Consider the following 26,246-nt stretch of genomic DNA (forward strand, 5'->3'; position numbering starts at 1 on the left):
ACCTAATTTTGCTTGCTAGCAGCGGCTAAAAAGTAGCGCTTGCCATTCTGTTCCAGCACAATACCATTGTTGTCAGAATCAAGAACGTTGTGGTCAGTTAATGCTGAAAAAGGGATAAAATCGCCTTGCTCTGTCAAAATGCCCATGATTTTGCCGGAGGACGTTTTCTCTTTCTTTGGAGTTTCTGAATTAGCACCGGCTCCCTTGGCCATCAGAAGCAGTAATGCAAACGGTAGAAAAACAAGAACTGCAGGTGACATTGGCTTTTCCTCGTAAGGGTGGCAGAAAAATAACCGACGTTTATTGAAGTCTCTGTATGCTTCAATGTCCTCACTTTAAATTCCTACAAATATTTTTGAAATGATCAAATGCACCAACTTTCTGACTAAAAAGCGCGATGTAGCTTTGTAGTTTTCTGCAAAGCAATGCCGAAATTTAATACCATTGCTGGAGCCCTTTAGAATGGGTTAGCATGCTTTAGCTTTTTTCCGTTCCCTTTGTTTCTTATGCCTGCCCCATCTCCCAATGCTGATTTTCTACACACATGGCGATATGCGCTGGCACCTTACAACTTAGGCTATAAGGTCAAACTGGTCTCACAGCTAATGTATCGGGATTTTCTAGAGCGCTTAGACCCCCATGGATTGACCCCGTTTCACTATCTCGTCCTATGCTGCCTTTGGGAGGAGGATGGACTCTCAACGTCCGGCATTGCCAGCAAGCTGAAGCAATTGGGAGCCACACTTACGGGCGTTGTTGACCGCATGGAAGATCGCAATCTGGTCTATCGAGAACGCGCTGCTAACGATCGCCGGATTATTCGTATTTGGCTGACTGACGAAGGCAAAAAGTTAATGACCATTCTCCCACCCCTTGGCGCTGAAACCCTGAACAAAGCAACCCAGGGCATGTCCAAAACAGAACAGGACACCGCCTTGAGATTACTCGATCAAATCACCCAAAATTTACTCTAATCATTTATCACTCAAACCTATTGAGATCTCCAAGGTTGCTTTTTTGAAAATTACTTAATATATTGACTATTAATACATTGATCTTTTTAAAGATCGAGCGAACGCTAGTTATTTCAAAGTTTGATCGCCGCCGTTGGAGAGAACGTATGTCAAAGCTTAGTCCTAATCAAAAGAAGTGGTTACTGTCAGGCCATATCGGCTTCGCTGCCCTATGGACCGGCACTGTTTTAAGTATGTTTCTGCTGTCGCTGCAGAATACATCCAGCGTGAATGCAGATGCTATGTATAGCCTTAATGCTGCCATCAATCTATTGGATGATTGGATTGTGATTCCTGCAGCAATGGGTTCAGTGGTTACAGCTACAGCACTTTGTTGGGGAACGAACTACGGATTTACTAAATTTTATTGGGTGCTGGCAAAATGGTTGCTGACAACAGGTTTAATCCTGTTTGGAACATTTTGGCTATTTCCCTGGGGACAAGCTTCTGAAGCAATTTCCAGGCAAGAAGGATTACAAGCTTTCTCAAATGCCACCTATACATTTGACGCCATGGGAGTGCTATTGGGAACCGCAACACAAGTATTATTCCTGCTCATTATTATTGGCATCTCAGTTTTGAAACCGTGGGGTAGACGCCCTGCTGGAGAAAAAGATTAACTGTTTCTGCTTTAAAAGAAAACTCAAACCACCCAATCAAGACGCTAACTGTGCCACCATCTCAGCTCGAGATGAAACCTTTAACTTTCGAAACATCCGCTTTAATGCCTGTTTCACTGAGTTCTCCGTAATCCACAGTTCAGTACCAATTTCTTTATTAGTCATCCCTCGGGCAACCAGCTCTGCGATTTGAGCTTCCCGTGGGGTGAGGCAGTTGTTGTGAAACACAATAGGTGCGGGCTTAGCCTGTAAAACAGCCAATCGTGTAGACACATGTAAACACAGAGCACTTAAATCCGCTAGATTTTCAGTCGTAAACTTGGGGTCCTGGCGATGGCGAGTCACAGCGATGCCGCCCACCAGCTGCCCCTGGCTGACAATGGGGCCAACCATAACATGACCATGATCGGCGCGAGGGCAAATCGTTTGCCATACACCAGGGGGCAAAATCACTTCATCATGAACCGCTGCATGATTTTGCATCAAGTAGCGCAGCACAGGATTATGATCCAAGGATAAAGCCTTTTTTAGCAATGGTGGCGTACGGTCATCAAGGGTTGGCAATTGGTCTAGAAAATACAGGTTCCATCGCTTAGCTGCAAAATACTGCCCAACCTCTGCCATAAACACCTGGCTCAGCTCAGCTTCCGTCTGTGCCTGGACAATTGTCTGAAACAAGCTTTGTAGAGGAGCTTTGATGAGGGGTTCCATGGCACTCACTTTTTGCCGCTAGACAAAAGTGTACCCGATCGAGGTCTAGGCGTCAGAAAATAGCCGCCTTAGGGTAGGAGGGTAGCAAGCAAAAGAATTATGCCTTCATCCTCTTTATCTAAGACGATAGATGCGCTGCCAATGGCTGTTGACACAACTCCGAATCCAAGATTTAGTGTTGTTGGGTTTTATGTCGTAACTGTTGTGTTTAACCTCCTTTTTGGGGTGCAACTGTTGACAGCGGGTGTAGCCTATTTTGAGAATCCTAGCTGGTGGCAAGCCCATGTATGGCTGGTGAGGGGATACAGTGGTTTATCTCTGGTGCTAGTCATGTGGGCCTATGGGGCTGCTTTTTCGCGGCGTATTCGTATCCTGACAGTGAGTATGCCTATTTTATTAGGAGTTCAGTTTTTGACAATTCATTGGCATCCACCATTTTTGCCAGTGTCATTAGCCATTGTGCATCCCTTAGTTGGGTTCTTTTTGGTTTCTGTTTCCTCTACGCTGGTGCATCGGGCATGGCGAATTGTCTCACCGAGAAAAGTAGCTGAAATTTAGGCTAGATAGAAAATTGTCAGATAGTTTCTAGGAGAAAACCATGACTGATTACGCCTGTCCTGATACTCTTGTCGATACCCAATGGCTAGCCGATCACCTGGATGATCCCAACGTGCGCATTGTTGAACTTGCCATGGGCCCAGATCTGCTGGAAAACGCCCATATTCCAGGAGCTGTATTTTGGAGTATTTTTCCTGATTTAAGCCAGCCAGACATGAGTATCCAGCTGGATCAAGAAACCATTGAAAACGTACTCTCACGCTCTGGCATTAGCCCTGAGACAACAGTTGTTGCCTATGGCAGTGACATCGCCATAGGTGGCGTTGTTTTCTGGTTACTGACCCTATTCGGCCATGAAAATGTCAAGGTTTTAAACGGTGGTCATCAGAAATGGACAGCAGAATCTCGCCCAGTTACGACTGAGTTCTCTACGTTTGCACCTACTCGGTATCAGGCTAAACCCCTGAATTCTAAATTGCGTGTTTTACAAGCCGAAGTAGAAACCTCTTTAAAGGAGCCCGATCAAGTCTTGTTGGATGTGCGCACACCTGAAGAGTATCGCGGTGAGATCTTTATAATGAAGCCTCCGGAGGGGCAGGAACGGGCAGGGCATATTCCTGGGGCTGTGCATGTGGAACATACCGATACGGTTAATGATGACGGCACATTTAAATCATTTAATGATCTCAAGCATCTCTATAGCCAACGGGGCATTACACCGGATAAAGAGGTTTTTCCCTACTGTGCCATTGGTGGGCGTTCGGCGTTTATCTGGTTTGTGTTGACATACTTGTTGGGGTATCCAAATGTACGTAATTACGATGGCTCATGGAATCAGTGGAGCCGCTTGCCGGGTATGCCAACAGAGCCATAGACCCTTATGTAGACCTCTATATATCTATACTTGAGTTTGGAGATCCGATCAACGATGATCTTGCTGCCCACCGATTCGGCTGGATTCGGTGGGCAAGAGGGATGGTTCTGCACAATGGCCATGGGCTACGGTAAGGTGGCAGTATTCAGCTACCAGGCAGTTAGCCTCTAACCATGGAAGCTGGAGCTGGAGCTGAGCTGTTGCTGGTTGACTGAGCTTGATAATCGGCAATTTAGCCTAAATCCCAGAGATTGATGGAGATTTTTAAGCGATGGCCAACTACGTCTATATTGCAACCAGCCTCGACGGATTTATCGCGACACCCGACGGTGGTGTTGATTGGCTTGACGACATCCCCAATCCTGATCAGAGTGACTTTGGCTACGGTGAGTTTATCAAGCGTGTCGATGCCATTTTAATGGGACGAAACAGTTTTGAGAAGGTTCTCTCATTTGGTACTTGGCCCTATGAAAAGCTGGTTTTTGTTTTGAGTAATCGCTTAAAGCATGTTCCTGATAACTTAGTAGACAGTGTGGAAATTGTCAGTGGCAACGATCTCAAAACACTGGTTGGACAGTTGGATAAACGTGGGTACCACAATTTGTATATTGATGGCGGTCGCACCATCCAAAGTTTCCTGGCGGAGGACATGATTGATGAAATGATTATCACCAGAGTCCCTGTCTTACTAGGCGATGGCATTCCACTATTTGACAAACTTATAAATAAACTGCAATTTAGGCATAACAAGACTGAGCTATTTAACAATATGCTGGTGAAGAGTGCTTACAGTCGCATTAGAGCATGATTTTTGTAGTAAGGAGCAAGCCATAAATAACATCCAAACGTAACTGTTGAAGAGACGTTCCAGGGAACGTCTGTACATTCAAAATTTGGAAGTTAATTGATTTTGCTTTCCAAGCATATATTCGTTTTGTAAACTTGCCATCTTTTCGGGTTGAGACGAGTATTTAGGAGCGTTTCCACAAATATCTCTATTTCTGTCGAGATCGATATTTTACAACCTTTAAATTTAGAAAAAGATCCGTATAACAAACACATACACAAATTAGGTGTTGTTAGCTTGAGTGCAAATCAACAGTTTATAGCTATGGTTTTCAACCATAAAACGCTTGTCAATAGATAACTCCTTTACTTGTCAATAGATCATTCCCTTACTAAATACCTTATTATGTCAACTCTTTTTTTGAAATCGCTCTTGAGTAGTGGCATTGCTTCCATTGCTTTGCTTTCGTCTGGCCACTCTGCCCTGGCACAATCGACCGATTTTAGCCAGGCTAAACAGCTGGCAGATATTGCATTTGGCTATGCGATCGCAAACCAACCCAACAAAGCTATTCCACTGCTGGAGCAAGCCGCTACATACGCAGGAGGAGACTGCTTTGAAAGCAACGCATGGTTAAAAATCGGAGTGGGTTATCGAGCCGTAAACCAGTCCAGTAAAGCCGAAACATTTCTAACTCGGGCAGTGGAGACTGCTATCGATCACACCGAAGGAAAATGCGCCTCTAGTGGTACATCGCCCAGTGAATCACTGCTTAATCGGGCGGTTGAATATGCTGAAGCGGGCCATTTAGATCTGGCTGTGCACCTGGTTCAACAGGTGCAGGCTTGGTCACACCCCCTGGCGATGGCAGAGATTGCGGCAGAGTATGAGCGAGCCGGTCAACCGCGACAAGCGCAACAAATGATTGCCCAGGCTGTTGCTGAGATGAAGAAGTATGAAAATGAAGACTTGGTGGATGTCGTCACTGCTAACCAACTATTTTTGGCAGCAACAGGTCTGTTGATCCTTGAAGAGCAGAAAGATCTGGCAAAATTTGTCATAGAGAAAAGTGAAATACTCTCTTTCCTCGAAGATGAGGGTACCGATGTTCTTGAAGATAACTTTGAAACCTACCAGGTGCTAGATTTCGTAAGACTGTTAATCGAAATTGACAAGACGCAACAAGCACTCGCTGTTTTAGACGCAACGAGACCGACTATTCAGCCTTCGCCAAGGTTTCCTTTAGATGAGGCCCATAGCTGGATCGATTTAGCACAGTTATATAGCAGGCTGGGCAGTGATCAGGCCGAGAGTACCTGGGAAAAAGCCAGAGCAATTGTAGAGCAAATGCCTAATGCCTCTACTAAGTCATCGGCGCAGCGTGCGCTGGTACAAGCATACTCAGAGTCAGAAGACTTTGAGCGAGCCCTGGCTTTGGCAGAGACCATAGAGAATGTTAGTGCACGACAACGGGCCTATGGGGCAATTGCGGTGGCCTATGCTAAAGCTGGATTGGTGGAGGATGCCAATAGCCTTGTGGAGTCCATAGGGACGCCTGACTTTGCTAAACGAGAGGTGATCCGTACCTATTTGGAAACTGAACAGTATGCTGAGGCTGAACGCCTGGCCAAGCAATCTGACATATTAGATTTCCTGCCCCAGGTTGGCAGCGCCTATTGTAGGATGGAACTACCGGAGCGTGTGGTGCCTTTGTTTGAGTACTTGAGCGAAACAAACTCTCACCCTGTAACTTGGCTCCGTCAGTGTACGGCCACTGCATTTGCAAGACAAGGACAGTTTGATCAGGCCATGGAAGTGGCGCAGACCGTGACCGGACCGGAGACTAAGGCTGCTGTGCTGGTTGCGATCGCAGCCCAACATACCAACCCATCCAACCATTCAGCCTGGGGCCGGTTTGTACAACGGTTGCCCTATCCCCTGCGCGCCTGGTTAAGCCCTGCTGAAACCCAGGAAGCCGTTGACATACTTGACCAAGCCCTGGCTCTAATTCAAACAGATTCCTAGCTCGTAGCCAGTATGCCGACGATGACAGGTCTTTGACCGTGACAACCTTTGTCGCGTCGCTGTTCTAGCTGTACCGTAACAGTTCTTGCCCAGGTCCCCTCTAATATTATTGTCAGTCTGAAATGTTTTGAGATGTTTTGTGATTAACTGCAGTCAGGTCGTAAAGAATCCACCGACGACTTTCATGGGATTATCTTGCCTGAGCTAGAATTTCATGACGATTTATCACTGTAAAGAGGGTTTTTCATGAGTGCAGAACACGGATTGGGGACAAAGTGTCTACATGCAGGTCAAGAGCCTGATCCCACCACCATGGCTCGCGCTGTGCCCGTCTATCGCACTACCGCCTATGCCTTTCGGGATACTGAACACGCAGCTAACTTGTTTGCCCTGAAAGAACTGGGCAATATCTATACGCGGTTGATGAATCCTACCCAGGATGTTTTAGAAAAGCGGGTTGCTGCCATTGAAGGTGGAGCTGCAGCCCTGGCCGTGGCGTCTGGAACCAGCGCTATTTTTTATAGCATTATTAACATTTGCCAGGCTGGGGATGAAATTGTTTCCGCTAATACGCTGTATGGCGGGACCTACACCATGTTCAAGGACATCCTGCCCCAGTTTGGCATCAAGGTGAACTTTGTCGATCCCCGCAATCCAGAGAATTTCCGGTCCGCGATTACGGATAAGACCCAGCTGGTGTTCTGTGAAACGGTCAGTAACCCAGGGTTAGAAGTATCGGATTTAGATGCGATCGCTGCGATCGCCCATGAAAATGGCCTGCCCCTTGTTGTTGACAGTACCTTTACAACACCCTATTTAATTCGCCCCATAGAACATGGTGCCGATATTGTGATCCATTCCCTAACCAAGTGGTTAGGAGGCCACGGCACAGGCATCGGCGGCATCATGGTAGACTCCGGCAAATTTGACTGGACCTCCGGCAAGTTTCCCCTCATGAGTGAGCCAGACCCCAGCTACCACGGTTTGCGATATGCCCATGACCTGGGCCCCTTGACCCCGATCGCCTATACCCTGCGTATGCGGCTTGTGCCCCTACGTAACCTAGGAGCCTGCATTTCCCCAGATAATTCCTGGATATTCCTCCAAGGTATAGAAACCCTGCATTTACGCATGCAGCGCCATTGTGAAAATGCCATGGCCGTGGCCGAGTTTCTGCAACAGCATCCCTCTGTAGAGTGGGTGCGTTACCCTGGCCTAGAAACCGATAAAGCCCACTCCACTGCCAAACGGTATCTGAAAAATGGATTTGGAGCCATGGTTGTCTTTGGCATAAAAGGGGGAGCTGACGCAGGCAAGAAGTTCATTGAGCAGCTGACGTTATTCTCTCACCTGGCAAATGTAGGGGATGCGAAAAGTCTGGCCATTCACCCATCCACAACAACCCACTCGCAGCTGTCAGAGTCTGACCTGCAAAGTGCCGGCATCGCTCCCGAACTGATCCGTCTAGCCATTGGCATTGAAGACATCGATGACATTATTGATGACCTCAAACAAGCCCTAGCCGCATAGAGTACATGCGCCTTGATTACGAAGGTGCCATCGGACTATCCTCTCCTTCATAAGGGGAGGTGTACACACAAGTGCTCGTCAATAGCCTTTAGATTGCCTCACCCCCTCTAACTCCCCCTAAAGCCCTCCAGGCATGGGCTAAAGCCTAAGGTAAGGGGGAGGACTGGAGCTTCCCCCCTTGGTAAGGGGGGATTGAGGGGGGTAGTGCAGGAGATTGAGGTTCAACATGAGATGTGTATACACCGTAGCCCCTTACCAAGGGGGAATTAAGGGGGGTAATGCAGGAGTCTGAACTCTCTGCCGAGATATGTGTACACCGTGGCTCTTGAAGGGGGGATTAAAGGGATTAAAGGTAGGGCTGATTCATTTTTCCGTTTGCAGGAAAGCATGTAAATAAAGTAGTTTTATAAGAATGTCTTGTTTCTTCTGCGCAATCTAAACATTAGTCCCATGGCTTAACACATCAACTCTTCAAGCCTCCACCATCCCCTTTCAACTCTTCTCTCCCATCGCTTACCTAATGAGTATTGGCTCAGTCCAGACCAAGTTTTTCCACCTAGACGAACCTTTTCCTTTAGATTCAGGAGAATCTTTTGACGCCATCACCCTGGCCTATGAAACCTATGGCACCCTCAACAGCGATGCCAGTAATGCCATCCTGGTTCTACATGCCCTAACCGGTAGTCAGCATGCAGCTGGTATCAACAAAACATTACCAGGGGCGGAGTCCCTGTGGACAGATGACTGTGTTGTTGGCTGGTGGGACACCTTTATTGGCCCAGGTAAGGCCCTGGATACAAATCGTTATTTTGTTATCTGTGCTAACTATTTGGGGGGGTGCTATGGGTCAACAGGGCCACGCTCTCTTAATCCACGCACGGGTAAGCCCTACGGCAGCCAGTTTCCCCAGGTGAGTGCCTGGGATGTGATCCGCAGTCAGCTACAGTTGCTGGATTTTCTGGGTATTGACTGTTTGCATGCTGTGATTGGTGGGTCAATGGGCGGTATGCTTTCGATTTTGTTAGCCACCCGCTGCCCCCACCGGGTCAAGAATGTTTTGCCCATCGCAACCGGGTTAGAAACCACTGTGCTCCATCGGGTCCATAATTTTGAGCAGATTCTATCAATTCGTAATGATCCCAAATTTCAAGGCGGCGACTACTACGATACAGAGCCACCCAAAGAAGGGTTGTTATTAGCTCGGATTATTTCCCATAAAACCTTTGTGTCACTGGCCATAATGGAAAAACGGGCACGGCAAGAAATTACCATAGACCAGCCCATCGGGCAGTTTTACGAACTATCTAACCCGATTGAGTCCTATATGTTCCATCAGGGCAAAAAATTTGCAGAGCGATTTGATGCCAATAGCTATCTGCGCATTATGGATATGTGGCAGCGGTTTAGCCTCAATGCACAACAGCCAGCCTTATTTGAAAAATGTGCCCACCAGCAGTATCTGATTTTTAGCGTCGATTCTGATGTGTGTTTTTACCCAGAAGAACAAAAGGTCATTGTCAGGGCATTGAAAGCAGCTCAGATGAATGTAAAACACATTACAGTGCATTCTGATAAAGGCCATGATTCCTTTTTGCTAGAGCCAGATCTCTATGCACCGTATATCCGGTTTGTTTTGGATTGAGACCATGCCACATTTTTAGGGCAATAGGCTGCGAGAACCTGATCAGCTCCGTGGTCTGTACTTATAAAAATGCGTTTTCTCTAATTTGCCATAGTTGGGATCAGATGGATTATTAAAGTAATCCCAAACCCATCGTTGCACTTCAAATGCAGTAATCCTATTTTCTCCCTGGGCTTTCTGATTATGAACATCGCCAAATGCCTGGAGTAGGCTGTCGCACTTTTTAACCTTGGCAGTAACCTCCTGATGACAGTCTCTAAAGGTTAAACGATAGCGAGTATTCATGGGTGCATAGATAAATTTATGAGTCGGCTCATGCACCTTTTCCCCAGAATCATAATGGGCAATCAGCTTATTGTAGCCAACCATACCTGAGTCGTCATAGCCAGAGAACATTTGGAGAGATGTTAGTGGGTAATACTCCCGATGCTTCACCCAGATAAATGACATGGTAACAATCAGCACCGAAACTAAAATCGGATAGAAAAATATCCGCTTGGGACGTAAGGTCTCTCCTTTAGGGGAGTTACTCTGGGCAAACTTAAACCAGCCACGCCTATTCAACCAACGACGGATCGCCGTGTAATCATAAAAGATTAGCTGCACCAGAATTAAATCAAAGAAGACAATATTTTGCAGAAAGATAATGCCCACATGCATGGCAGCCATGGCAGCTGGCATGATCCAGCGGGCCCAGCGGGAGAAGAGAACTAAACCATAGGCCAGCTCACCATATATCCCCACAAAGCCCAAAAAGCCAAACACAATGTCAGGGGCATGAACCAAATGTAGGGAAATAGTCCAGTCAGTTTGCAGTGGCTCTAACGTGGTAGAGAGTAGTTTGGCCTTGAGATTCTGGGGGGCCCACCAGTAGAATCCAGAGAAGTAAATCTTACTCAGCCCAGCCTGAATATACGAAACCCCCAAAATTAGCCAACAAGCATAGCGTGCCCAAGCATAAATGGGCGCGGGTTCATCGGCGACGGGCACGGGCTCACCGCGCCGCTGTTTTAACCAGCGATCAACCGATAGCGCATCATTACACGGTGCAAAGGAGAGGACGGCCAGCAGGTAAACGGGGAGCAGCCCAGTGTGGTAAAACCAGGTGTACTGTCGTAAAATACCGCCCAAAACCAGATAGAAAAGGGCTCCCAATGGCAGTACCCAGCGAGTCTTCAAGCCAATGGTACCTAAGATCAGTACCAGGGCCGTTATCCACTCAAAAAGCTGGAGGCTGGGCTGATGGCGAGAGAACGCCTCAAATCCAGGAATATTGTAGAAATAATCCATCACCCCCATGGAATGACGAATCTCAATTGGCAGGAGGGCGCTGCTAGGCAGATCCTCCATCCACAGGGTCATGAGTACTAGCGTGCCGCAGCTAACAATGCGAATTGCGGCCAAGGATTCGGCAGTGGTTTCGGGAACAAAACGTCGGACAAACCAGGGACTGGTGACCAGCCAGGAAACGGCGGCAAATCCCAGGCAGATAAAGAAGCCATTTTCTGCCGACTGTTGCGGTGCAAACAGCCGTTCAAAGGCAACCCAGCCAACTGCACCCACCACACCTGCTAGACAAATGATTAAGCGAATGTTACGTGTGGAGATGCGCTCAAACGAAATCCGCTTGAACAGGGCAATGCCGCTGGCTGCCAAGATTGCCAGTACCCCAAAACCGGTTAGCTTACGTTTGTTCAGACGCAGATACATGCCCACGGTTTCCGGCGTACTGGGGGCCGCAATTTGAGCGATCTTGAGCCGAGGCACAGACAATACATCCCAGTTCTCACCGCCGTCAGTGGATCGATAGATGGCGGTGTCAACGGCCCCAAAACCAAAGATGGTGTTATCTTCTGCATAGTTTGGAGAAAACTGAAGCGCCCGACCCGCACAGGGAACATGGGTATATCGTGAGAACGCCAGATTGGGATCGCCGATGGCCTTAAATGAATTGCCGCCATCTTCACTTTTGAAGAGACCCCGTCCGCGAACGCTAGCGATCACAGTTTTATCGTTGACGTAATTGGGGGAGATATCCACCGCTTCGATAAAGGGATTGGCTCCATAGCCTTTACCGTCTAGATGTTCCCAAGTTTTGCCTCCGTCTTCAGTGCGATATAGGCCCTTGCCTGAGGCCACAAATAGGGTCTGATCGCTAGCAACGTTAGGAGAAACAGCTATCTGTGCAAACGGTAGCTCTTCTAAATCAGTATTCTCTGTTAACAGCGACCACTTCTGACCGGCATTCTCACTTTTATAAACACCGCGAATTCCCGTGTTAAAAAGGGTCTGATCATTGGCAAAGTCAGGTGAGATCACCAGGGATGGGGAATCATTGCCCAGTTGCTTGTCTAGCTGGCCGACACGTTCATAGGTTTTACCGGCATCTTGAGACCGAAAAACAAGTCCCTTCTGGTTGGTACTAAAGACCGTTTGATCCGCCTTAAAGTTGGGGGAAACGCCCAAACTGACACCTCGGACTTCCTGACTTAATGGATGCACAGACCAGTTCTGACCACCGTTGGCTGACCGTAGAATTTTAGTGTAGAGAATCGATGAAAAGAGGGTTTGATCGTCGGCGTAGTTACTAGAAAGGGCAATGTCAAAAAAGCGGCGGGGATCTTGCTCACTAGTGGCTGCATCCAAGGGCTTAAAGCTATTGGTAAATAGAGGCAGGTGTAGTCCCTCGTTAATGCTTTGCCAGGTGTTACCGGCATCATTACTGATGTAAAGTTCACCCACGTAGGTTGCGATCGCAACCGTCTGATCCTCAGCAAATGTGGGTGATACCGCCATACTGACTACAGTGCCCAAGGACAGCACCTCTAGCTGCTCCCAATGCTGGCCATTATCTTGACTGCGAAATAGTCCATCAAACCCGCCCAAAAACAACGTGCTGTCTTTGGCATAGCCAGGGGAAACAGCCAACTCCTCAAAATGAGGCACCTCCATGTCGTCGGCTTGCTGATCCCGAGTCAATCCCTGGGCCAGGGTAATCCACACCTTCTCTGTAGGATCCCACTGCCACGTACCCGCTTCCCATGTGGATAGCCATAGGTTGCCGTCAGGAGTAAACGCCAGATCCTGAGTGCGCAGATCCAAGAGGCCATCACTTACAGGAGAAAAAGACTTGGCATTATCAGTGGATTGATAAACACCGTCTGACTCAGTACCAACGTAAATGACTGATGGGCTAGCGGCAATTGCTTCAACAATACCGGTGTCTGGTATTTGAGTGAGCGTTGTCCAGGTAACGCCATTGTCTTCCGAGCGCCAAATCTGCCCCTGATCATCCCCAAGCAGCAGGAATTGATTCTCTGGATCAAACGCCAATTCAGTGGCTGCAACATTGGCCAATACCATCGACCACTGCTCTCCACCATTGTCTGTGCGGTAGAGACGACCATCATGACTTTGAGTAAAAGCTAGCTGGGCATTCACAGGAGACGCCTCAACCCACTGTAAATCCAGATCATCTAGACCTGCATTAAAGGGTTTCCACGTATTACCACCATCCTTGGAACCATAGATGCCATCTCCAGCTGTTGTCAGGTAGAGAGTTGACTGGTCGCCAGGGGCAATGGCCAGGGCCACTAAAGCCTCATGATTATCCAGACCATTATTCAAACGAAACCAGGTCTCACCCTGATCTTTGGACCGCAGTAGATTTTTACGAACCAGCGCATAGACCGTACTGTCTTGCTCATAGTTGGGCGAAACAACGACCTGTGGAACAACATCATGGGGCCGATGGGCATACGCTGGTGGCACCCCCATGTTCCACGCCACCAGAATTATCAGGAGGCAGAATATCCAAGAAAACAGAGCTTTTGAAAGCGTAGAGGACCAGCGAGTAATCATCTCTTTCATTACAAACCTCGTTATCGAGAACCCCATCACATTCAAGTCAGAATCTATATCAAGCAACTACGAGAAACCTCAAACGGTTAAATAACTGTCAAGACCCAAAAGTATGACCTTCTAACCAGGAGGTCGATACTAGCTATAAAACTTTATCTAACAGCTTTACTCAACTCTGTAGAGGCTCAGCACCATAGATTCACCGCTAAACGACCAGTCAGGACTTCTACGTCAGATATCTGTGGACTATCTGCGAGTAATATCCAGAACAGAGTAAACTTTATAAAGATGTAAAAGTACTCATAAAGTACTTACGATGAAGGATACTGCCTACTGAGATGATGGAAACTAATGAGTGGGTGTATTCACGTAAAATTCATATTACACACAAGATCTACGTAAATTCTCTACCCCCACCTCACAAGTTGAATAAGATTTAAACATTTGTAACGATGTAGTACAACAGGAATATCAGTAAACAGGGTGAAGCAGGAAAGGGTCATCATGATGGAACATGTCACAATCTAGTCAAAGTGACTAACAATCTGACATAACCTTGTTCTCGGTATATTTCAACTCCAGTGTTAATTGCAGCAAGATAATGGTGAGGTATTGCCACGCAGATTGATAGTGGGAGACTTCATTGAGACAAGATTAATCGAATGCATTTTCCAGTTTGTTGATCCTCCGAGCGCACTTGACATGCTAAAAATTGATCGGTTGTGAGGCAAAGGCTACCCGCGCTGCGGATGATGGGCAACGTTAGCTACGAAGGGACTTGTGGTGCACATGCATAGTGCAGGAAATCACACCTAGGGTTTCAGTATTTTTGCTTGGTTGTAGAGATGGTTTATCAGGAACTCACAATTGCTGATGGTTGTTATTCAGTCAAAGTACGAATTCCGATTATGATTCTAACCTATATTGTAGGTATAACCCAGAAAATATCTAAATATTAGGCATATAACAACCTGTCATGAGATGTAAGATTCAATCGTTTCTAGCCCTTGGCTTTGAGGAAGTTTCTGTTTCAGAAAAAAAAACACGAGAACTCCGAGAAGACATTGGATTTTACAGCACCATTATCCATACTCTACCTGATCTCATATGGTTGAAAGATTCTGATGGCAGGTATCTAGCCTGCAATCATCGTTTCGAAGATTTTTTCGGAGCCTCTGAACAAGAGATACTTGATAAAACCGATTACGATTTTGTGAATACTAAGTTGGCAGACTTATTGCGAGAGTACGACAAAGAAGTATTGCTGACAGGCTCCTCATCCATAAACGAAGAATGGATGACCTTTGCCAATGATGGACACCGCGAGCTTCTGGAAATAAGAAGGCTTCCCATGTATGACAACAATGGGGACCTGATCGGCGTACTAGGTATTGGACGCAATATTACTGCCCGTAGAGAATCAGAGGAAAAACTTCAGAAAAGTGAGGAGCGGTTTGCCCTGGCTATGCGCGGAGCCAACGATGGGCTTTGGGATTGGAACTTAGAAACAAATGAAGTCTATTATTCACCACGCTGGAAAAGCATGCTGGGTTATCAAAATGATGAACTGACCAATGATTTAAATGCTTGGCAAAACCTGGTTCATCCAGATGATAAAGACAGGGTTTTGACAATGGTTCAAGATTACTTAGTCGGTAAAGTTGATTCATTTGATGTTGAAATGCGTATGCAGCATAAAGCAGGGCATGAAATTTTTGTGCTATCCCGTGCATTTCTGGTACATCGTAGTTCTGATGGAAAAGCAGTTCGCCTGGTGGGCACCCACGTTGATATAACAACCCGAAAGAAAACAGAAGTATTTGATGACAAAAATGCCGAAATTCTGGAGATGATCGCCACCGGAAAACCCGCATCAGAGATCTATCCAGAAATCGCATTAATGTATGAAGCACGTCATCCTGGATTACGCTGCTCAATGCTTGAATTACAAGATGGTCGACTCATGCATGGAGGAGCCCCAAGTCTGCCAAAGGAATACTGCGACGCAGTTCACGGTCTAAAAAACGGTCCTAATGTAGGCTCGTGTGGCACATCGACCTATACCGGCAAGCGTGTTCTTGTTGAGAATATTGAAACAGATCCAAAATGGGCTGAAATCAAACATGTGGCTCTTCCCCATGGCATGCGTTGCTGTTGGTCTGAACCGATTAAAAATTCCTCAGGCATGGTATTAGGAGCATTTGGCATGTATTATGACTATCCCGCGCTGCCCAATGAAGAGGAGTCAAACGATCTTAAGTCTGCAGCAAGGCTAGCTGGGATTGTTATGGAGCGGGACCAAGCTCAGAAGCGTATACGAGAATTAGCGTATACTGATGAACTCACAGGGCTTGCCAGTCGTGCTAGCTTCTATCAAAATCTTGAAGCATCGATCCAACGTTCTGATAGAAATATCTCTCGTCTGGGTCTTCTATATATCGACTTAGATAATTTTAAGAGTGTGAATGACAGTTTAGGGCATGATGCTGGCGACCTACTGCTGCAGGAAATTGCCAAACGACTGCAAGCGGTCATCCGTGAAATTGATTTTGTTGCACGCCTTGGTGGTGATGAATTCTGTATTCTTGTGCATGATGTAGATGATGATTATGCTGCTGCCCATATGGCTCAACGTTGCCTTGAAGTGATCTCAAAGCCAGTCGAGCTATCGGCTAGGAAATTCACTCCGGCTTGCAGTATTGGAATTGCTCACTACCCTAATGATGGAAAAGACCTCTCAACCTTAATAAAAGCAGCTGATACTTCACTTTATGCTGCAAAGGAACGTGGAAAAAATCAGTATGCGTTCTATAAGTCTAAGCTGACTCAAAAAGCAGAGTATCAGTTTCGCGTGGAACAAAATTTAAGGGAGGCAGTCGAAAAACAGCAGTTGTCACTGGTTTATCAACCTCAGATTCAGATACTCACTGGCAACATTATTGGTGTTGAAGCATTATCACGCTGGAATCATCCACAATTAGGTCAGATTTCGCCCATCGAATTTATTGCCACAGCCGAAAGAATAGGCATGATTAAGCCCCTGACCGAATGGGTTTTGACAACAGCTTGCAATCAAGCAGTTGCCTGGAAGAAGGCAGGTTTGCCAGCCATTCGCATGGCAGTTAATATTTCTCCCATCCATTTTCTTGATAAGGATTTTGTGTCATTAATTAAGCGTGTTATTGATGAGACAGGAATGGTACCATCGGAACTAGAACTGGAGGTTACTGAGAGTGTTGTGCAGACGGATCAGCAGAATCTCTCAATTTTTCGAGAGTTGAAAGATCTAGGTGTACTACTGGCAATCGATGATTTTGGGACGGGGTATTCATCCTTTGCCTCTCTCAAACACCTGACGGTTGATTGTCTGAAAATTGATAAATATTTCATTAATGATATGCTGATCAATAATAAATCAAGGGTCTTGATTGGCTCTATGATAGAAATGTGCCGCAACCTAGAACATAAGATTATTGTCGAAGGTGTGGAGACTGCGGAGCAATATTATACACTTCAAAAATTTGGTTGTGAGACTGCACAAGGTTATCTGTTTAGCAAACCCGTCAGTTCCGCTGAAATATCAAAACTTCTGAATCGTAATATTCTTAATGGAAGTAGTATGTGGCCTGATGCCATCACCCCTTGACGACTTAGCAATGACTGCAAAGAAATAATTGGCAATGCTCCCGACTGTAATGGTCTAACTCCTTTTCCAGAGTTCTATAGAAAATATAGTGTTGCTGATCTTCGGAAGGATTTAATTTGGAAAATACCAGTGTAGGACAATCTTGTTAGATCGATCTTGTTAGATCGATTCATCCCCTAAATCAACAACGGCAACAATACAAAGACACCTTGATAGTCCATGGCAAGACGTTCTAAGCAGGTCATGGATAATAACTCAATGCATAAACTTTTTGTATTATGCATACTACACAATGTATCTGAAATGGATTTGTGTATTTTTGTAATTGCCTTTCTTTTCTAATACTCCAATGCTGTGGGTCGACGACAAGGGCTTCCCGGAATTTGAAAGGTATGAATCATGACTGAATAAAGCATTGCACTTTGCGGCGATTGCTTACCTGAAGCATCTACCTTTCAATGGCATGCTAAGTTTCAAAGTAGCACGGTTGTGAGTACGGTCTTGTATGGTTATTCGGCTTTCTTTAAAGAAGGCCGAACAATTTCAACGTGTACTATATATAGTACATTTACGTACACAGGCCCCATGAGATTCATCCTTTCCGCATTAATCGCCTCGCAGTTGCTTCCGGGGATTGCGATCGCGCAGAACCAGCCCCAACTCCAGCCGGATCAACAGCAACCAGAATGCGATCCGCACTACTCCGGTGCCTGCATCCCGGTTTACGAGACGAGGGCGGATGACGTTGATTGCGGGGAGATCGAAGACAGAAACTTTACCGTGGTGACCATCGGCGAGGACCCGCATCGATTGGACGGCGATAAGGATGGGGTGGCGTGTGAGGGGTAGAAGGTTAGATGCGAAAACGAGGATGAAGGGCCGCATTAGCCATGCAATGTAGGCGCAAATCCTGAGCAATAGTACCCTCTTGGGTACTACACAACCCAATCAGGTCTGGGAAAATGGTTCCACTGCAGGGTAATGAATCATGGGGCCTCTATCAAAATACTGGGTAATTTTGAGAATCGATCCTGGTGGTGAAGGACGTGGATATAAGGAACAGGTGCTGCCTCTAGCGTCTGAGTTCTTCCAAGCGGAGCTTGCTGACCTGTTCGAATCGGCGGTGCCAGCTGACCGATCCGTGCGAACGAGTGCGTCAGTTCAGGTGCTGGCTGATGCGCCAGTGCAGGTGAGAGCGCAACCCCTGGTTCAAAAACATCGCACTATTCAGACGTTACTCCATCGCCAATTTACAACCCAGTCCTCTGCCGTATCCCTACAGAATCGAGCCAAAGCTGGCCTGTGCCTGCGGGGATATGTCTCCTATGCCATTGTGGCGGAGTGCAAAATTCTAGCCAGCAAGTTTGCTGCCACAGGACAACTCTCCCATAAGGATCTGCTGCCCTACGTTCTCGATGATGATGGGGAGATCCAAATTGTGCTAGACCAAGACCCGAAACATCAACTGGTGCTCAACGGTAGCGGTAAGCCCCAGCCCTCTGCTTATCAGAGATTTTCAGTCGAAGCCCTGCGCAAGTTTAATCCCAATGGTCAACGGGTCGCTAGCTTAGACAACTGGATTCACCTGCAAGTTCGTCAAAATCAAGACCTGAAGACTGTGTTGTCAGAGCGAGGATTTTACAAATTAACTGACTGGGCATTACTCAATCGAGCCCGCCAACCCCAGTTAGAGAGTTTTTCCCCACACCAACGCCACATTATCAATGCTTTTCATGCTGTCTACCGTCGCGATCGACGCCAGCAACGACACAATCATAAATCTTGCCCAGCCCCAACCCCGACCCAACTCAACGAAATGCAACAACAGTTGCAAGCCCAGGGAATCACCATTAACCTATCGAAGCTGATTACAGAACTTAGGCAGATTGCCCAGACCCTGCGTCAGTATGCCATCTGGAGTAAAAACGGTGCACCTCAATCAGAATCGTTAGAGGCCGCCGATCCGTATTCTGGTCTGCAAAGAGAGTTTCGTGATCCTCATTCAACAAACGATCTTGACCATATCGCTCAGCAAGAACTGAGGGAATTCTGTGCTCAGCAACTGATCGAATGTTTGGACTGGGCCATCAATCAAGGCATTCGTGAGCATATTCAAAGTTTGCATCAGCGGCCAAGGTACACCATATTTGCATCCAAGGTGACTGCCATCTTAAAGCTGGTTTACTGTCAGGGACAATCTCAAAGTAAAGTTGCAGATCTATTAGGCATGAAAAATCAATCACAAGTAAGCCGTGTTCTCAATCCCACCACACTGCTCAATCGCGTGCGTTATTGGACTGTGGATCATTTCTTTAAAGTACTTTCGACAAAGGTCAGTAGTCTAAATCTGGCAGCCCTATCGACAGATCCAGACTACTTGCAGAATTTAATGCAGCACATCGAAGCCTTTGTCGATGCAGAAGCGTTCCAAGTAGCGATTGCAGAAATCAAAACGGCCAAAAACCGTTCAATGAATAGTCTGTACGCTCAACGGTTGCGTCACTACCTAGAAAACTAGCAAGGAGTTCAGAAGATGCCGTGTTCTTCGATTGATTTTAATGACTTGAGGCTGGTAGCACCGGAAGTCATTGACCTGGAGCCAGATTATTTTAATCGGGCCGTTCATGTGAGCGACCAGGTCCTTGGAGAAAGCTGTCAGTGGCAAACCTATTTGAATGCTCTAGGACTCCAAGGATTTATCCAATGGATTGCTGAGCAAGAGTCAAGTATTGTTGTCAATCAGGAAAACTGTTCTCTTTTACAACCCGAGTATGCTGGTGCGATCGCAGCTGTTTGTAATCTGAGGATCGGTGGCTTCAAACTGTGCTTACTTGCCGCTGAGAATTTATTGAACGAGACGATCTCAATACCTGCAGCAGCGATCGATTTGCCTGAATTCTCAGCCCATTTCTATGTCCTCACTGAGGTTCAAGAAGAGCAAAAACAAGTTGTTGTGCGAGGCTATGGTCGTTATGATCAACTTGTGAGCTACCGACACCTTATTAATTTATCGGCTGACAAGCGCTGGAATTATGCCTTTCCCTTATTTCTGTTTGATACAGAACCCAATCACCTGTTGTTTAATGTACGCCTTCTAGATCCTACGGCGATGGCATTGTCAGGTGTGCTCCCCAAGCCCCCCTTACCCACCATCACCCAGATCGATCTCAACACTATTCTGTCCCAACCCCATTCATCTCAACAATGCCTCTGGCAACTCCTCCCCTGGGCAAAAGGCGCTTCACTTCTACAAAGACCTGAGTTGCTAAGAATGCTCCACCAATGGCAACAATCTCCAGAACAACCAACATCCCAACGTATCCACATCACCGAAATCTTTACCCTTTTGACCCAGCAGACGATTAACACGGCCCAATGGCTGAGTGCAGAGTTTGACGAATTATCCCAGAGCCTGGGTTGGTTCTCTAACCAAGTGTTAGCAGCAGCACCTGAGTTTCGCTCAGCCGATAGATTTAAGGTGGCCATAGATGAACTCAGATATCAAGGTATGGAGATGCCGTCTGAGTTGCGGCCTATGTTCCAAACGGTTGAATGTGACGGTGATCTCTTGCAGCTGTGTGCAGCGACTTGGGCATCAGTCACCCCCGATCCAAGTCCACACTGGACCTTATTATTAATTTTGCGAAACCAAATGGGGGATTTTTTGCCCGATGGCCTCAAGCTCCGCGTTGCCGATCTGACAGGGACCCTGGGTGAAGAAGAAGATGCCCTAGATACTGAGTTTGTCTACGTTCGGGTGAATGCTACCCAAAACACAAAACTTGTGGCAACGATTGTTTCACCGACCGGGCAAATATTGCCAGCAGAGTCCTATAGTTTTGATACCACTGCCATTGCCATAGAATAATAAGTAAAAACGATAAGTGACTTATTTTAAGAAGCTTACTGTTTTGCGACTCTTTCCTGGATTGACCCTTGATAGAGCATGCTGGCAGATTGATAACGTCTATGTTTATTCCTGGTTTATTCCTGAATTTCTCACCTAAAGTGAAATGCGTACAGCGTTTGAATTAAAGATCTGGCATCGGCAAGATAAACAATCTTGTACTTTTCTATTGCTGTGGGATAATCGCAAAAAACACCTCAACGCTAGTCTGCCCTCCTCTAAAGATATCGAAAAATGTTATCAGCGATGGCGACGCTGGTACTACAGATTTTATCAGTTAACGTCCCCACCCCACCCCAGCAATAGTGGTCGCATTAATCCAGGTTCAGGTGATCTAGCCCATGACCTGATGGCAGCAGAAAAAGAATTAGTTCAAGCGCTTCAACGCTGGTTAGGCGCGGTGGAATTACGCGCTATTCAGCAGCAGATTCGAGATGAGGTAATACGACTGACGCCCGCCCATCCAAAATCCGAAAAAGCAGTCTTGGAACAGTCGGGCGTGGATATTTTCCTGGCCTGTGAATCTGATGAGATGGCTAGGCTGCCTTGGGAGGCATGGGCATGGGCATTGGGTTCTGAGATTATTCGCCCTGGCTCACTGCGCATCATCCGTACAGTCATGGATGAGCCTGGCGGCAGTTGGGTGAAACCATCACGATTGGGTAAGCCTCGTATCCTCACTGTTTTAGGCGATGATCCTGGGTTGCCATTGCAGGAGGACTGGAAGGCAGTGCGATCGCTTGCACCCATTGCCACTATCGAACGATTTCTCTGGCAACCCAAGGATAGTGCTACCAAAATTAAAGAAAACTTTGCCGCTAAAATCTGTGAGAACCGCGGCTGGGATATCTTATTCTTTGCTGGTCACAGTCATGAAACCACTGTGACTGGGGGACGTATAGCCATTGCTCCCAATATTTCTTTATCCATTAGTGAAATTGAAGAATACTTGACTCAAGCAAGGGAAAATGGGCTACAGCTAGCGATTTTTAACTCTTGTAGCGGTCTGAGCATTGCTGATTCCTTGGTTGCATTGGGACTGCAAGTCGTCGTGATGCGCGAACCCATCCGTAACGATGTAGCCCAAAGTTTCCTCAAACCTCTCTGTCAAGAGTTAGCAGCCCACAGTGATATTCATAGGGCGCTGCTAACCGCTAGTCATCATCTTCAATCAGCTGAAAAATTTGCCTATCCTTCTACTTATCTGATTCCATCATTATTTGGTGTTTCTGGAGTAGAGGCCTATCGCATTGAGCCGTTTGGTTGGAAACGTCAACTTCAGCAATGGTTACCCACAAAGCAAGAAGCTCTCCTAATTGCAACCGCCATATTTCTGAGTTCCGTATCTTCTATTCAGTCAGACCTTCTGGATAGACGGCTGTGGATGCAGTCGATGTACCGAGAGCGCACCAGTCAAACTGAAAAGAATGACGCTCCGCCTATACTCCTGATTGCCATTGATCAAGAATCTATTAATAGGGCTGATAAAGAAATAGACGGTTTTCAACTTCATCCAATGGATCGTGAATACCTTGCTCAATTAATTCAGCAGTTATCAGGCTCATCTATCCAAGTAATTGGTATCGATTATCTTCTAGATACACAGGAACCCAGAGAAGACAAATTGGTGGATAGTATCCATCAAGCAATAGTGCACCATAATACTTGGTTTGTATTTGCAACTAGAGAACGAGATTCCCTGCGGCCACGTGACAGTATCGCAGACCCTCGGTGGAGCTTACATGGTGATGCCTATGCTCGATACTGGCAAGTTAAGCTGCCTGATGATGAAACCTGCGCTCAAACATGCCCTTTTGCCTATACGTTGGCACTCGTCGATACGTTAAGTGAAAACTCTCAACTTAATCCTCCCCAACCTAATTTAGAGAATAAAGCTGATTTGCAGCAACAAATACATGATTTTCTTGATACAGCCAAGAACGATGAACCTAGTGACATCAGTGCTTTTTTAAAAATAGTTCGTTCACCCTTCAATTTACCGCTGATTATTGACTACTCCATTTCACCAGATCAGATTTACCAGTTGATTCCGGCTTGGAAGTTTTTGACCTATTCAGAAAACCCAAAAACGTTCAACCCAAAAATTGCAATTATCGCGTCTGGTGGATATGTGGATGCTAGCGATAACCATCCTCCATTACCGGCTCTGACCTACTGGTGTAACTCAAAATATCGAGAAGCAGATATCCAGAGTGATTGCCCTAAATCATTTACTGGTGGCGAACTTCATGCCTACACAACTCACCATTTATTGTCATCCTATCAAGTAGCTCGTATCCCAGACTTATGGATGATTCTTATGGCATCACTACTAGGAAAATGGGCAACCCTAACGTTAACTCAACAGCAAGCCCATCAACGTCAAAAATGGCTATTTGCATTATCAATCACGACAGGGCTTTATGGATTTTGGGGATTACAGGCTTATATCTGGGCTAATGTTTTGATTCCTCTATTATTTCCATCAAGTGTATTTTGGATTTATGTCGTTGGGATTACTCAGAAAAAGTAACCTAAGTCCCCTTAACAATATGCTACTTTTTACTACTTTCTAGGGGGCAAACTGCATAAGCATTATCTGCCCACACTTATATGATTGTAGTAGTATTCCGGCTATTCCTTATTCTCAATCATCAATCTATTCTGTGAGTTCCTTGGGAGGGAATTAGAAAATGTCTCAGTCCTTAATGAATCAAAGATCTCAAGATGATGATCATGATGGTGAAAAGCCATGGGTCACTCGAAACACAAAACCCAATGACTCTGTTGATGGCTCAGAGGGGAAGCGAAGATCCCATGACAATGATCGTGATGGGGAGAAGCCATGGGTCCCTCGAAACAGAAAGTCCAATGACCCTGTTGATGGATCAAAGGATAAGCAAAGGATGTTTAAACTACCAATCTTTAAAGACGACGAAGATGTATGGGTTACTCGATTAGTTGCTGAACAGTTTGTGGATGACTTAGGCAAAGGTAATTACACGAGAGCCTGGAAAAACTTAGTGTCCTCTAAAGAAAGTGAGTTCTCTTCAGACATACTTAAGGAACAATGGGAAGAGCACACTAAAAACAAAGGTCGGTTCAAACAGAGAATTGGGTCAAAACTCGTGGGTCAAACTGTTAACGGAAAAATTGTGCATGTTACCATTAAGTTTGAAAATCCTGATAATGAGATGGATTTCATCGTAACGATTAGCAAGAACATGGATGAAGGATACAATAGAGTCTTCGAATGGGATTTCAAAATGTAGTCTTCTTAGAATGTTCTGCTGGAGAAATGTAGCCTTAAACTCTGTAGCTGGAATCTTGCCAACCATTACTCTTTAAGGCTTATTTACTTTAAAAAAGTATACACAAGACTTCTCTTAAGTTAGTTGGGGGATAAACGGTTGTGTATGCTTTTTTGATCGTTTATTCAATCCCTCCTTATGGGAGGGACTATACCTATGGGAGGGAGCTTGAAACCGAAGAAATATAGCTTGACGCACATAGTTCAGGCCTGGCTAACTGCATAACCTCAAAATCCGTACATCTACTGATATATGGAGCTGTGATGTAGCAGCTGTGCGGATATAAACAGAGGGTCTGCTAGATGGATACTTTCATAGAAGCACTTAAAAATCTGAAAGCTCACGGTGGCCATTTCAATAGTATTTTGGTGAAGGGAGTGCTTGAAGGGCTTATGGATGGCGTTTTGATTTTGACTCAGCAGAGCAAATTTCTCCATGTCAACAGCAATGCTCAAAAAATTATCGAGAGGTTGACTCAGACTCAAAATCAATTTCAAATCCTGGGGCAAGAACTGCGACGGATCTATCAGGCTATCGTTGATGGTTATGAGTTATATCCTGACAACCCTGTGGTAATTGAATCTGAAATTAGGGATGGGGATGACAATATTCTACGGATTCGAGCGCGACTCTTGCAGTTAGATGCCTATGAACAACCTCTGGTTTTGATTGTCTTAGAAGACCAAAATCATTCTATCCATAGTCTGGCAACTACTGAGTCAAAAAAGTATGGTTTAACACCTCGCGAAACTGAGATTTGGTTGCTTAGGCGCGCCAACCGTAGCTATAAAGAGATTGCAGCTGAGCTATACATTAGTCTCAACACGGTTAAAAAGCATGTGAAAAGCATCCGCAGCAAACTCAAGTTTTATCAATTTCAACAAGATTCAATAGCGAGCTAGTAGTACGATGTTGACACCAGTCAGTTGTTGAGGAGATTTATCAGTAATTGGTTAGCATTTAGATATCTAGCATTTAGATAATAGTTTTGCCTCCGTCTGCCACAATGGCAGCACCATGAACAAAGTCGGCATCGCTGGTGGCTAAAAATAAGGCGACACGGGCAATATCGCTGGGTTTACCCAATCGTCCGGCAGGAATTGTAGCGATGGTGGCTTTCTCTTCGGCAGCAGGATCGTGACCCAAATTAAACTCCGTATGGATCATGGGTGTGTCAATGGGACCAGGACAAATAGCATTAACGCGAATATTCTGAGCTGCCCACTCGGTGGATAGTGCTCGGGTTAAGGCGAGCACACCACCTTTGGTGGCACAGTAGCCGCTATAGAGAGGTTGACCCACTAAACTTAGCTCTGATGCTATGTTAATGATGATTCCTCCATCTTGAGTCAACATTTGAGTGATGGCATGTTTGCAGCCAAAGAAGACACCTTTGAGGTTGACCCCCAAGAGTTTGTCTAGGTCGTCTTCGGTGGTTTCTGTAATGGGTTTTAGCATAGAGATGCCTGCATTATTGAAGAGAATGTCGAGACGACCAAAATTCTGAACTGTTGCTGCGATCGCACCCATCACCTGCTCTTCGTCACTGACGTCTACCCCCAGCCCCAGGCATTTACCCCCAGCTGTTTCAATCACTTCCTGCGTTGTCTGGGCTGCATCTGCATTCACATCAACCGCCACAACAGTGGCACCTTCACGAGCAAAACATTCAGCAGTGGCACGACCAATCCCAGACCCAGCACCGGTAATCAAACTTACCTTTTTATACAGTCGCATGTACTCGCCCCTTCTTATGCTCTG

Annotated in this window: 19 protein-coding genes; 15 read left to right on the forward strand and 4 right to left on the reverse strand. The window is 46.1% G+C overall.

Features of this window, described 5'->3' with window-relative positions; all coding sequences use genetic code 11:
* Positions 1-2: 2 nt before the first annotated feature.
* A complete protein-coding gene (locus tag DXZ20_RS25905; RefSeq protein ID WP_163659209.1) occupies positions 3-260 on the reverse strand; it encodes a hypothetical protein in 258 nt (85 codons plus the stop codon).
* Between the two features lie 246 nt (positions 261-506).
* Between DXZ20_RS25905 and DXZ20_RS25910 the strand changes: the two genes are divergently transcribed.
* Both DXZ20_RS25910 and DXZ20_RS25915 read left to right on the forward strand, forming a co-directional pair.
* Positions 507-974: a MarR family winged helix-turn-helix transcriptional regulator gene (locus DXZ20_RS25910; RefSeq protein ID WP_163701980.1), complete on the forward strand. Its 468-nt coding sequence runs from the start codon at positions 507-509 to the stop codon at positions 972-974.
* A 146-nt stretch (positions 975-1,120) separates the two neighbouring features.
* The gene (locus DXZ20_RS25915) at positions 1,121-1,633 is read left to right on the forward strand and encodes a hypothetical protein (protein WP_163703621.1); all 513 of its coding nucleotides are present in this window, start codon (positions 1,121-1,123) and stop codon (positions 1,631-1,633) included.
* Between the two features lie 36 nt (positions 1,634-1,669).
* On the opposite strand, the gene DXZ20_RS25920 is transcribed toward DXZ20_RS25915, so the two are convergent.
* Positions 1,670-2,344, reverse strand: coding sequence for a LuxR C-terminal-related transcriptional regulator (locus DXZ20_RS25920; RefSeq protein ID WP_250565931.1), 675 nt, complete (start codon positions 2,342-2,344; stop codon positions 1,670-1,672).
* A 99-nt stretch (positions 2,345-2,443) separates the two neighbouring features.
* On the opposite strand from DXZ20_RS25920, the gene DXZ20_RS25925 reads away from it, so the two are divergent.
* The 6 genes from DXZ20_RS25925 to metX all read left to right on the forward strand — a co-directional run bounded on the left by DXZ20_RS25925 (position 2,444) and on the right by metX (position 9,760).
* The gene (locus DXZ20_RS25925; protein ID WP_431732089.1) at positions 2,444-2,902 is read left to right on the forward strand and encodes a DUF6220 domain-containing protein; all 459 of its coding nucleotides are present in this window, start codon (positions 2,444-2,446) and stop codon (positions 2,900-2,902) included.
* A gap of 40 nt (positions 2,903-2,942) precedes the next feature.
* A complete protein-coding gene (locus DXZ20_RS25930; RefSeq protein ID WP_163701982.1) occupies positions 2,943-3,776 on the forward strand; it encodes a sulfurtransferase in 834 nt (277 codons plus the stop codon).
* A 271-nt stretch (positions 3,777-4,047) separates the two neighbouring features.
* Positions 4,048-4,584, forward strand: a complete 537-nt coding sequence (locus tag DXZ20_RS25935) for a dihydrofolate reductase family protein (RefSeq protein WP_163701984.1) — start codon at positions 4,048-4,050, stop codon at positions 4,582-4,584.
* 384 nt (positions 4,585-4,968) lie between these two features.
* Positions 4,969-6,588, forward strand: coding sequence for a tetratricopeptide repeat protein (locus tag DXZ20_RS25940; protein ID WP_163701986.1), 1,620 nt, complete (start codon positions 4,969-4,971; stop codon positions 6,586-6,588).
* A gap of 246 nt (positions 6,589-6,834) precedes the next feature.
* Positions 6,835-8,118 (forward strand): O-acetylhomoserine aminocarboxypropyltransferase/cysteine synthase family protein, encoded by a 1,284-nt coding sequence (locus DXZ20_RS25945; RefSeq protein ID WP_163659213.1) that lies wholly within the window; start codon positions 6,835-6,837, stop codon positions 8,116-8,118.
* 520 nt (positions 8,119-8,638) lie between these two features.
* Positions 8,639-9,760 (forward strand): homoserine O-acetyltransferase MetX, encoded by a 1,122-nt coding sequence (gene metX, locus DXZ20_RS25950; protein WP_163659214.1) that lies wholly within the window; start codon positions 8,639-8,641, stop codon positions 9,758-9,760.
* A 42-nt stretch (positions 9,761-9,802) separates the two neighbouring features.
* On the opposite strand, the gene DXZ20_RS25955 is transcribed toward metX, so the two are convergent.
* Entirely contained in the window at positions 9,803-13,630 is a 3,828-nt protein-coding gene (locus tag DXZ20_RS25955) for a VPS10 domain-containing protein (RefSeq protein ID WP_163701988.1), read from the reverse strand.
* 967 nt (positions 13,631-14,597) lie between these two features.
* Between DXZ20_RS25955 and DXZ20_RS25960 the strand changes: the two genes are divergently transcribed.
* The 7 genes from DXZ20_RS25960 (at position 14,598) to DXZ20_RS25990 (ending at position 25,387) form a co-directional block, all read left to right on the forward strand.
* Positions 14,598-17,267 (forward strand): bifunctional diguanylate cyclase/phosphodiesterase, encoded by a 2,670-nt coding sequence (locus DXZ20_RS25960; RefSeq protein ID WP_163701990.1) that lies wholly within the window; start codon positions 14,598-14,600, stop codon positions 17,265-17,267.
* 585 nt (positions 17,268-17,852) lie between these two features.
* Complete coding sequence (locus DXZ20_RS25965) at positions 17,853-18,116, forward strand: excalibur calcium-binding domain-containing protein (RefSeq protein WP_163701992.1); 264 nt, start codon at positions 17,853-17,855, stop codon at positions 18,114-18,116.
* 139 nt (positions 18,117-18,255) lie between these two features.
* Positions 18,256-19,785 carry a hypothetical protein gene (locus DXZ20_RS25970; protein WP_163701994.1) on the forward strand — a complete coding sequence of 510 codons (1,530 nt, stop codon included), beginning with the start codon at positions 18,256-18,258 and terminating at the stop codon, positions 19,783-19,785.
* 15 nt (positions 19,786-19,800) lie between these two features.
* Positions 19,801-21,135, forward strand: coding sequence for a DUF1822 family protein (locus tag DXZ20_RS25975; protein ID WP_163659219.1), 1,335 nt, complete (start codon positions 19,801-19,803; stop codon positions 21,133-21,135).
* Positions 21,136-21,280: 145 nt separating this feature from the next.
* On the forward strand, positions 21,281-23,707 hold the full coding sequence (locus DXZ20_RS25980; RefSeq protein WP_163701996.1) for a CHASE2 domain-containing protein: 2,427 nt from the start codon (positions 21,281-21,283) through the stop codon (positions 23,705-23,707).
* Between the two features lie 160 nt (positions 23,708-23,867).
* The gene (locus tag DXZ20_RS25985; RefSeq protein ID WP_163659221.1) at positions 23,868-24,446 is read left to right on the forward strand and encodes a DUF3887 domain-containing protein; all 579 of its coding nucleotides are present in this window, start codon (positions 23,868-23,870) and stop codon (positions 24,444-24,446) included.
* Between the two features lie 341 nt (positions 24,447-24,787).
* On the forward strand, positions 24,788-25,387 hold the full coding sequence (locus DXZ20_RS25990) for a helix-turn-helix transcriptional regulator (RefSeq protein WP_163659222.1): 600 nt from the start codon (positions 24,788-24,790) through the stop codon (positions 25,385-25,387).
* 73 nt (positions 25,388-25,460) lie between these two features.
* Here the strand turns inward: DXZ20_RS25990 and DXZ20_RS25995 are convergent, their stop codons facing one another.
* On the reverse strand, positions 25,461-26,222 hold the full coding sequence (locus tag DXZ20_RS25995) for an SDR family NAD(P)-dependent oxidoreductase (protein ID WP_006514450.1): 762 nt from the start codon (positions 26,220-26,222) through the stop codon (positions 25,461-25,463).
* Positions 26,223-26,246: the final 24 nt, after the last annotated feature.

The sequence above is a fragment of the Adonisia turfae CCMR0081 genome, from assembly GCF_011009555.1.
Taxonomy (GTDB): Bacteria; Cyanobacteriota; Cyanobacteriia; order Phormidesmidales; family Phormidesmidaceae; genus Leptothoe; species Leptothoe turfae.

Coding starts and splice junctions, on each gene's coding strand:
- DXZ20_RS25905 (WP_163659209.1), bottom strand. CDS start 260: ATGTCACCTGCAGTTCTTGTTTTTCTACCGTTTGCATTACTGCTTCTG.
- DXZ20_RS25910 (WP_163701980.1), top strand. CDS start 507: ATGCCTGCCCCATCTCCCAATGCTGATTTTCTACACACATGGCGATAT.
- DXZ20_RS25915 (WP_163703621.1), top strand. CDS start 1,121: ATGTCAAAGCTTAGTCCTAATCAAAAGAAGTGGTTACTGTCAGGCCAT.
- DXZ20_RS25920 (WP_250565931.1), bottom strand. CDS start 2,344: ATGGAACCCCTCATCAAAGCTCCTCTACAAAGCTTGTTTCAGACAATT.
- DXZ20_RS25925 (WP_431732089.1), top strand. CDS start 2,444: ATGCCTTCATCCTCTTTATCTAAGACGATAGATGCGCTGCCAATGGCT.
- DXZ20_RS25930 (WP_163701982.1), top strand. CDS start 2,943: ATGACTGATTACGCCTGTCCTGATACTCTTGTCGATACCCAATGGCTA.
- DXZ20_RS25935 (WP_163701984.1), top strand. CDS start 4,048: ATGGCCAACTACGTCTATATTGCAACCAGCCTCGACGGATTTATCGCG.
- DXZ20_RS25940 (WP_163701986.1), top strand. CDS start 4,969: ATGTCAACTCTTTTTTTGAAATCGCTCTTGAGTAGTGGCATTGCTTCC.
- DXZ20_RS25945 (WP_163659213.1), top strand. CDS start 6,835: ATGAGTGCAGAACACGGATTGGGGACAAAGTGTCTACATGCAGGTCAA.
- metX (WP_163659214.1), top strand. CDS start 8,639: ATGAGTATTGGCTCAGTCCAGACCAAGTTTTTCCACCTAGACGAACCT.
- DXZ20_RS25955 (WP_163701988.1), bottom strand. CDS start 13,630: ATGAAAGAGATGATTACTCGCTGGTCCTCTACGCTTTCAAAAGCTCTG.
- DXZ20_RS25960 (WP_163701990.1), top strand. CDS start 14,598: ATGAGATGTAAGATTCAATCGTTTCTAGCCCTTGGCTTTGAGGAAGTT.
- DXZ20_RS25965 (WP_163701992.1), top strand. CDS start 17,853: ATGAGATTCATCCTTTCCGCATTAATCGCCTCGCAGTTGCTTCCGGGG.
- DXZ20_RS25970 (WP_163701994.1), top strand. CDS start 18,256: ATGGGGCCTCTATCAAAATACTGGGTAATTTTGAGAATCGATCCTGGT.
- DXZ20_RS25975 (WP_163659219.1), top strand. CDS start 19,801: ATGCCGTGTTCTTCGATTGATTTTAATGACTTGAGGCTGGTAGCACCG.
- DXZ20_RS25980 (WP_163701996.1), top strand. CDS start 21,281: ATGCGTACAGCGTTTGAATTAAAGATCTGGCATCGGCAAGATAAACAA.
- DXZ20_RS25985 (WP_163659221.1), top strand. CDS start 23,868: ATGTCTCAGTCCTTAATGAATCAAAGATCTCAAGATGATGATCATGAT.
- DXZ20_RS25990 (WP_163659222.1), top strand. CDS start 24,788: ATGGATACTTTCATAGAAGCACTTAAAAATCTGAAAGCTCACGGTGGC.
- DXZ20_RS25995 (WP_006514450.1), bottom strand. CDS start 26,222: ATGCGACTGTATAAAAAGGTAAGTTTGATTACCGGTGCTGGGTCTGGG.